We start from the raw sequence: 5,614 nt of genomic DNA, 5'->3' as shown, positions 1-5,614 counted from the left end.
CCTGGATGGGCGTCGGCGTGGTCGCGGTGGCCTCCGCCGTGGTGGCGAAGTGGGTTCTCGTGGGCAAACACCGCGCCGGCGAACACCCGCTGTACTCGTGGTTCGTGTGGTTTAACGAACTGCAAGACCAGTTCATCGAAGTCATCGCCGCACCCTGGTTCTTCAACTGGGCCACCGGCTCCGGCGAAATGAATCTCGCGCTACGGGCCCTGGGCGTGAAAATTGGGCCCGGCGCGTGGGTGGAGTCCTACTGGTTCCCCGAAACCGACCTGTGTTCCGTGGGCGCCGGCGCCACCGTCGGGCCGGGCACCGTCGTGCAAACGCACCTGTTCCAGGACCGCGTGATGTCGTTGGACACCGTCACCATCGAGGCATCTGCCACCCTCGGCGCCCACTCCGTCTCCCTACCGGGCTCCGTTATCGGCGCCGGCGCCACCGTGGGCCCCGGCTCGCTGGTCATGCGTGGCGACTCCGTCCCCACCAACACCGTCTGGCAAGGCAACCCCGTCGAGCCGCGGTAGGCGGTGGGGTGTGGGGCCCTTTCTTCCCTTCCCCTCCCGCGTGGTCCGCGCGCTTCCTTCCAGGCCGCACTAACGACATCTAGCAGCAGAACGGCCCTGCCGTTCAGGTTAGATCCACGGGCGATCGTGATCCTTCGCCGTTCGTAGATTTCCCTCACCCAAGCAGATACTTCTTTTACGGAAGGAGATCGGAGTCCGTTCAAGGTTGAAAACGAACCGAGAAGGACGACTCGTCGGATAGAACCAGGCCTCAGGGGGTTCGGAAATCTCAGCAGACCATCCAGGGCTCTCCCCAGGGAAGCGTTCGGAGTACGTCATCTCAGCAGCAGCTCGAATGACACGATCCCAATCTGCATCTCCAGTCGTATCCGGTTCACGGTGCGCCGCTATGAACTCCTTGTGATCTTTAATATCCCGGATCTCTGACACAACACGCTGCAGCACACGCACCACAAAAGAGGAATCATTTTCGGCAGCAAGTTCACATTGCACCCATTGTGCAAAGCGTTCATAGGTATAAAACTGATCCATTTGCGCCTCCTTCCTCAATTCGAGCCTTCGGCTTCGATTATGACCCACTAGCGCCTCTGCGTACAGACCAAACTCGACTGCCATGCAGCGATGCCGACCAATCGGCTGCACCGTACCTCCCTCGCAAATGTCGTTACCGGGATGTCGTTCGTGCCACTTCAACCCCGCACCAACGAATTCCTGGTAACGACTTCTAGCAGCCGAAACGCGCCGCATGAATACAAAGCGAACACCCCAGTTCACAAAACTAGACAGACTGGTGTACTTTTACTGAACCAAGCGGTATCCGCCGCCGTAGTTTTACAAAAGAAAGCTCACTGTCATGTCACTCTTCCCGTCCCGCAACACCCGCAAGGGCCTCGCAGCCAGCGCCGCCGTGGTCCTCGCCGCCATTACCCTCACCGCCTGCTCCGCGGAGTCCGGCGATACCGACGCCACGAACGGCGCGGAGCCGGCAGCGGGTTTCCGCGACGTGGCCACGATCCAGGAGGCCGGTTCGGTGAAGATCGGCGTGTTCTCGGATAAGTCCCCGTTCGGCTACGTCGATTCGAACGGCGAGTTCGCCGGTTATGACATCGAGTACGGCAATCGTTTGGGCGAGGACCTGGGCGTAAACGTCGAGTATGTGCCGGTGGAGGCTGCCTCGCGCGTGGAGTTCCTGGACACGAACAAGGTCGACATCATCCTGGCTAACTTCACGGTGACCCCGGAGCGCCAGGAGAAGGTGGATTACGCCAACCCGTACATGAAGGTGTCGTTGGGTGCGGTCACCCCGGACAACGCGCCGATCGATAGCGTGGAGGGGCTTGAGGGCAAGAACGTGATCGTCGTTAAGGGCACGACCGCGGAGGCGTACCTGGAGAAGAACCACCCGGAGATCAAGCTGACCAAGTTTGAGCAGTACACCGAGGCGACGAACGCGCTTCTCGACGGCCGCGGCGACGCCTGGGTCACCGACAACACGGAAGCTCTCGCATGGGCCGGGAAGACCGACGGCTTCTCCGCGACGATCCCGACGCTGGGTGAGACGGACACCATCGCGGGCGCGGTGGCGAAGGGTAACGACGACCTGCGCGAATGGATGAACAACGAACTGGTCGATCTTGGCAAGGAGAACTTCTTCCACAACGCCTACGAGAAGACCCTGAAGCCGGTGTACGGCGACGCGGTTTCCGCGGACGACCTGGTCGTTGAGGGCGGCCAGCTCTAACTCATGGACTTTTCGGTCGTTACCGAGAACATCCCGGTTTATGCTTCGGCGGCAGTCCTCACGGTGAGGGTTGCCGCCAAAGGCATTGTGCTCGCCTTTATCGTTGGCGCACTGGTGGCCGGGGTGCGGTTTTTCAAGGTGCCCGTGCTGAGCCAGATCGCGCGGGTGTACATCGAGCTCTCGCGCAACACTCCCCTTCTGGTGCAATTGTTCTTCTTGTACTTCGGCCTGCCCAAGATGGGCATCGTGCTGGAGAGCGAGACCTGTGCCGTGGTGGGCTTGGCCTTCCTGGGTGGTTCGTACATGGCAGAGGCGATCCGCGCCGGCCTGGAGGGCGTTGCCCCGATTCAGTTGCAGTCCAGTTTGAGCCTGGGCATGTCGCGGATGCAGGCGCTGCGCCACGTGGTCGCCCCGCAGGCCACGGCGCTTGCGCTGCCGGCGATTACGGCGAACATCATCTTCCTGATCAAGGAGACCTCGGTGGTCAGCATCGTGGCACTGCCGGATTTGGTCTACACCGCCAAGGAGCAGATCGGCCAGACCTACGAAACGCGCGAGGCGTTGCTGCTTTTGGTCACGTTCTACCTGATCATTTTGCTGCCGGTTTCGCTCATCGCGGGACGTGTGGAGAAGAAGGTGCGCGCGAATGTTTTCTGATCTCCAAGTCCTCGCCGACGGCAACAACTTCCAACGCCTCCTCATGGGCCTTGGCGTGTCCATCCAGATCGCGCTTGCGTCGATGGGTTTGTCGATTGTGTTGGGGACGCTGTTGGGGGTGGTGATGTCGTCGCCAAGCAAAATTGTTCGCGTGATCACCCAGACCTACCTGCAGTTTGTGCGCATCATGCCGCAGTTGGTGCTGCTGTTTCTGGTGTACTTCGACGCCACGCGCGCGTGGGGGCTGAACCTGGATGCGCGGGTGGCGGCGGTGATCGTGTTCACGCTGTGGGGCACAGCTGAGCTCGGTGATTTGGTGCGCGCCGCTATCGAGTCGGTGCCGCGCCACCAGTACCTCTCTGCGGCGGCGCTGGGCATTGAGGGGCGCGCGCTTTATCGTCACGTTGTGCTGCCGCAGGCGCTGCGCGGGCTGATCCCCGCGACGATCAACCTCACCAACCGCATGATCATGACCACCTCGCTCGTCGCGCTGATTGGCGTGGTGGAGGTGCTCAAGGTGGCGCAGCAAATCATCGACGCCAACCGTTTCGAATACCCGTCCGCCGCCCTATGGATCTACGGCGTGGTGTTCCTGCTGTATTTTCTCGTCTGTTTTCCCATCTCGCTCGCCGCGCGCAAGCTGGAAGAAAGGTGGAGCTAGATGTCGCTTATCTCGCTCGAGCATGTCTCCAAGACGTACCCCAACGGGCACAAGGCGCTTAACGACGTCAACCTGTCCGTCAACCCCGGCGAAGTCCTCACCATCATCGGCCCGTCCGGCTGCGGCAAGTCCACACTGCTGCGCACCGTCAACGGGTTGGAGCCGGTGGATTCCGGCCAGATCCTGATCAACGGCCGCGACGTCACCGCCGGCTCGACCAAACTCAAGGACGTCCGCTCTGACGTGGGCATGGTGTTCCAGTCCTACGACCTGTTCCCGCACCTGACCGTGATGGAGAACCTGCTGCTCGCCCCCAAGGTGGTCAAAGGCGCGGATATGGACGAGGCCCGCTCACGCGCGGTTGCGCTGCTCGAACGCGTGGGGCTTTCCGCGAAGGCCGACGCTCGCCCGCGCGAACTGTCCGGCGGCCAGAAGCAGCGCGTGGCCATCGTGCGTGCACTGATGATGCAGCCGAAGGCATTGCTTCTCGACGAAATCACCGCCTCCCTCGACCCCGAAATCGTCCGCGAAGTCCTCGACGTGGTGGTTGGCCTCGCCCAGGACGGCATGACCATGATCGTGGTCACCCACGAAATGGCGTTCGCCCGCGCCGTTGCCGACCGCATCGCATTCATGGACGCCGGCCGCATCGTGGAGATCGCCCCACCCGAGGAGTTCTTCGCCGCCCCGAAGTCCGAGCGCGCCCAGCGGTTCCTGGACCAGTTGGTGTTTTAGGGGTTGGCGGGCTGGGTCATAAACTGTTTGATGCCTCTAATCGGTAGCAAGAGATGTAACGGTTGCTCCGGCATCTCCTGAAATTCTGCGTACTGCATGTAGAACCGTTTCGCGTGTTCATCCAACGCGTGTACAACCACTGCCGCGGCTCCAATTTCTCCAGCCACAGTGAAGCACCGCGCTAGAGCGTCTCTCAGCAGCGCTTTCCCAACTCCTTTCCCCTGCGCATTCACATCTACCGCCAACCGCGCGAGAATTAACACTGGGATCGGATCGGGACGCCCCTTGGCAAACGCTTCTGGCGCGGCTCCAGCAACCATCCCACCCGTACAGACCGCATAGTACCCAGCGACGCGGTCATTCCACTTGGAAACGTAAACAACACAGTTGTGTGCCCGTTGATTCTGCATGGCGTAGCGGCGAAACCACACATCGAGCGAAACCTCACCACAATGAAAACTCGAACGATCATCCGCCTTAACAAGTTTCCGAGGCGGCTGAAGCACACCGTCAGTCGCCAAATTGAAACTCCTTGCCAAATGGAGTCTCCTCAGCGAAAAGTTTGCCAAGCTTAGAGAAGTCGGCCGGCTGGTCGAGAAGTTCCTCAACACGAGAGAAACCTTCTTCCCCCAACACAAAAAGTCGCTGATCAGCAAGTACCATCAATGCGCGCTCCACGGCACTGTCGAGCACAAACTGTGACACCGAAGTGTTTGTCACCTCAGCGGCCCTGCGGAAAAACTCCTCTTGGTGTGCGGATGTACGCAAGTTCAAGCGCCGGTCTTTAACTGCCATTTCAAACTCCTTAAAGCGATGTACTCACAATGTACTCACGATCGATGTCGATAGCAAGAGTGTTTAGAAAGGAGGAAATGGTAGCGGTGTGGTGAGTATCCGGTAGCGCTGTTTGCGACCGCGGTTTGCGCCGTCGGTCTTCGGCGCGTCGGAGATTGTCAGGAAATTCGTGCGTGAGGTGGCTTGTGTCAATCACGAGACAACGGGCGCAGCCGCTCTCACTCACGAGGCTTTTCTCCCCTGCGGTGGAATCCTCTCCGGCAGCTGCTCCTGAGCGACTGCCCCGAAGAGCACTTCCAGAGTTTTACCTGTCGTGAGCTTCCGCTGTTGATACGCGTTGAGCACTGCACTGCGATACAGAGGAGGAACTACATCCGGTTCTTTAACCATCGGGATTTCAAAACCAGCGTTTTGAAATTCTTGACTATCGGGCTTGCATTCCACCTCCAACGCATAGGTTTCACCGGTGATTGTCAGATGCGGGTTTTTGGTACCGGTGTTCCG

General features: G+C 60.0%; 8 protein-coding genes and 1 pseudogene. 5 read left to right on the top strand and 4 right to left on the bottom strand.

Annotation, left to right across the window (positions count from 1 at the left end):
- Positions 1 to 521, top strand: a pseudogene (locus HMPREF2736_RS10605) (amino acid adenylation protein); the annotation flags it as partial.
- A 108-nt stretch (positions 522 to 629) separates the two neighbouring features.
- Here the strand turns inward: HMPREF2736_RS10605 and HMPREF2736_RS10600 are convergent.
- On the bottom strand, positions 630 to 1,052 hold the full coding sequence (locus HMPREF2736_RS10600; protein WP_070829696.1) for a hypothetical protein: 423 nt from the start codon (positions 1,050 to 1,052) through the stop codon (positions 630 to 632).
- Between the two features lie 322 nt (positions 1,053 to 1,374).
- On the opposite strand from HMPREF2736_RS10600, the gene HMPREF2736_RS10595 reads away from it, so the two are divergent.
- The 4 genes from HMPREF2736_RS10595 to HMPREF2736_RS10580 are packed head-to-tail and all read left to right on the top strand — an operon-like array spanning position 1,375 to position 4,315.
- On the top strand, positions 1,375 to 2,262 hold the full coding sequence (locus HMPREF2736_RS10595) for a transporter substrate-binding domain-containing protein (RefSeq protein ID WP_070829694.1): 888 nt from the start codon (positions 1,375 to 1,377) through the stop codon (positions 2,260 to 2,262).
- 3 nt (positions 2,263 to 2,265) lie between these two features.
- A complete protein-coding gene (locus tag HMPREF2736_RS10590) occupies positions 2,266 to 2,919 on the top strand; it encodes an amino acid ABC transporter permease (protein ID WP_070829692.1) in 654 nt (217 codons plus the stop codon).
- Positions 2,909 to 3,580 carry an amino acid ABC transporter permease gene (locus tag HMPREF2736_RS10585; protein ID WP_070422464.1) on the top strand — a complete coding sequence of 224 codons (672 nt, stop codon included), beginning with the start codon at positions 2,909 to 2,911 and terminating at the stop codon, positions 3,578 to 3,580. The genes HMPREF2736_RS10590 and HMPREF2736_RS10585 overlap by 11 nt, the downstream gene beginning before the upstream one ends.
- Entirely contained in the window at positions 3,581 to 4,315 is a 735-nt protein-coding gene (locus HMPREF2736_RS10580; RefSeq protein WP_070829690.1) for an amino acid ABC transporter ATP-binding protein, read from the top strand.
- Here HMPREF2736_RS10580 and HMPREF2736_RS10575 read toward each other — a convergent pair.
- From HMPREF2736_RS10575 to HMPREF2736_RS12450, 3 genes are all read right to left on the bottom strand, one after another.
- A complete protein-coding gene (locus HMPREF2736_RS10575; RefSeq protein ID WP_070829687.1) occupies positions 4,312 to 4,836 on the bottom strand; it encodes a GNAT family N-acetyltransferase in 525 nt (174 codons plus the stop codon). The two genes, HMPREF2736_RS10580 and HMPREF2736_RS10575, sit on opposite strands and share 4 nt — an antisense overlap.
- Positions 4,826 to 5,110 (bottom strand): type II toxin-antitoxin system TacA family antitoxin, encoded by a 285-nt coding sequence (locus HMPREF2736_RS10570; RefSeq protein WP_070422461.1) that lies wholly within the window; start codon positions 5,108 to 5,110, stop codon positions 4,826 to 4,828. Before HMPREF2736_RS10570 ends, HMPREF2736_RS10575 begins: the two co-directional genes overlap by 11 nt.
- Positions 5,111 to 5,332: 222 nt before the next feature.
- Positions 5,333 to 5,614, bottom strand: a 282-nt coding sequence (locus tag HMPREF2736_RS12450; protein ID WP_168167640.1) for a hypothetical protein, incomplete at its 5' end; no start/stop codon positions are given.

Origin of the sequence: Corynebacterium sp. HMSC036E10, assembly GCF_001836265.1 — a bacterium.
Classification (GTDB): domain Bacteria; phylum Actinomycetota; class Actinomycetes; order Mycobacteriales; family Mycobacteriaceae; genus Corynebacterium; species Corynebacterium coyleae.
Note: the sequence above shows the minus strand (reverse complement) of the source record. Positions and strands in the feature narration are given on the sequence as shown.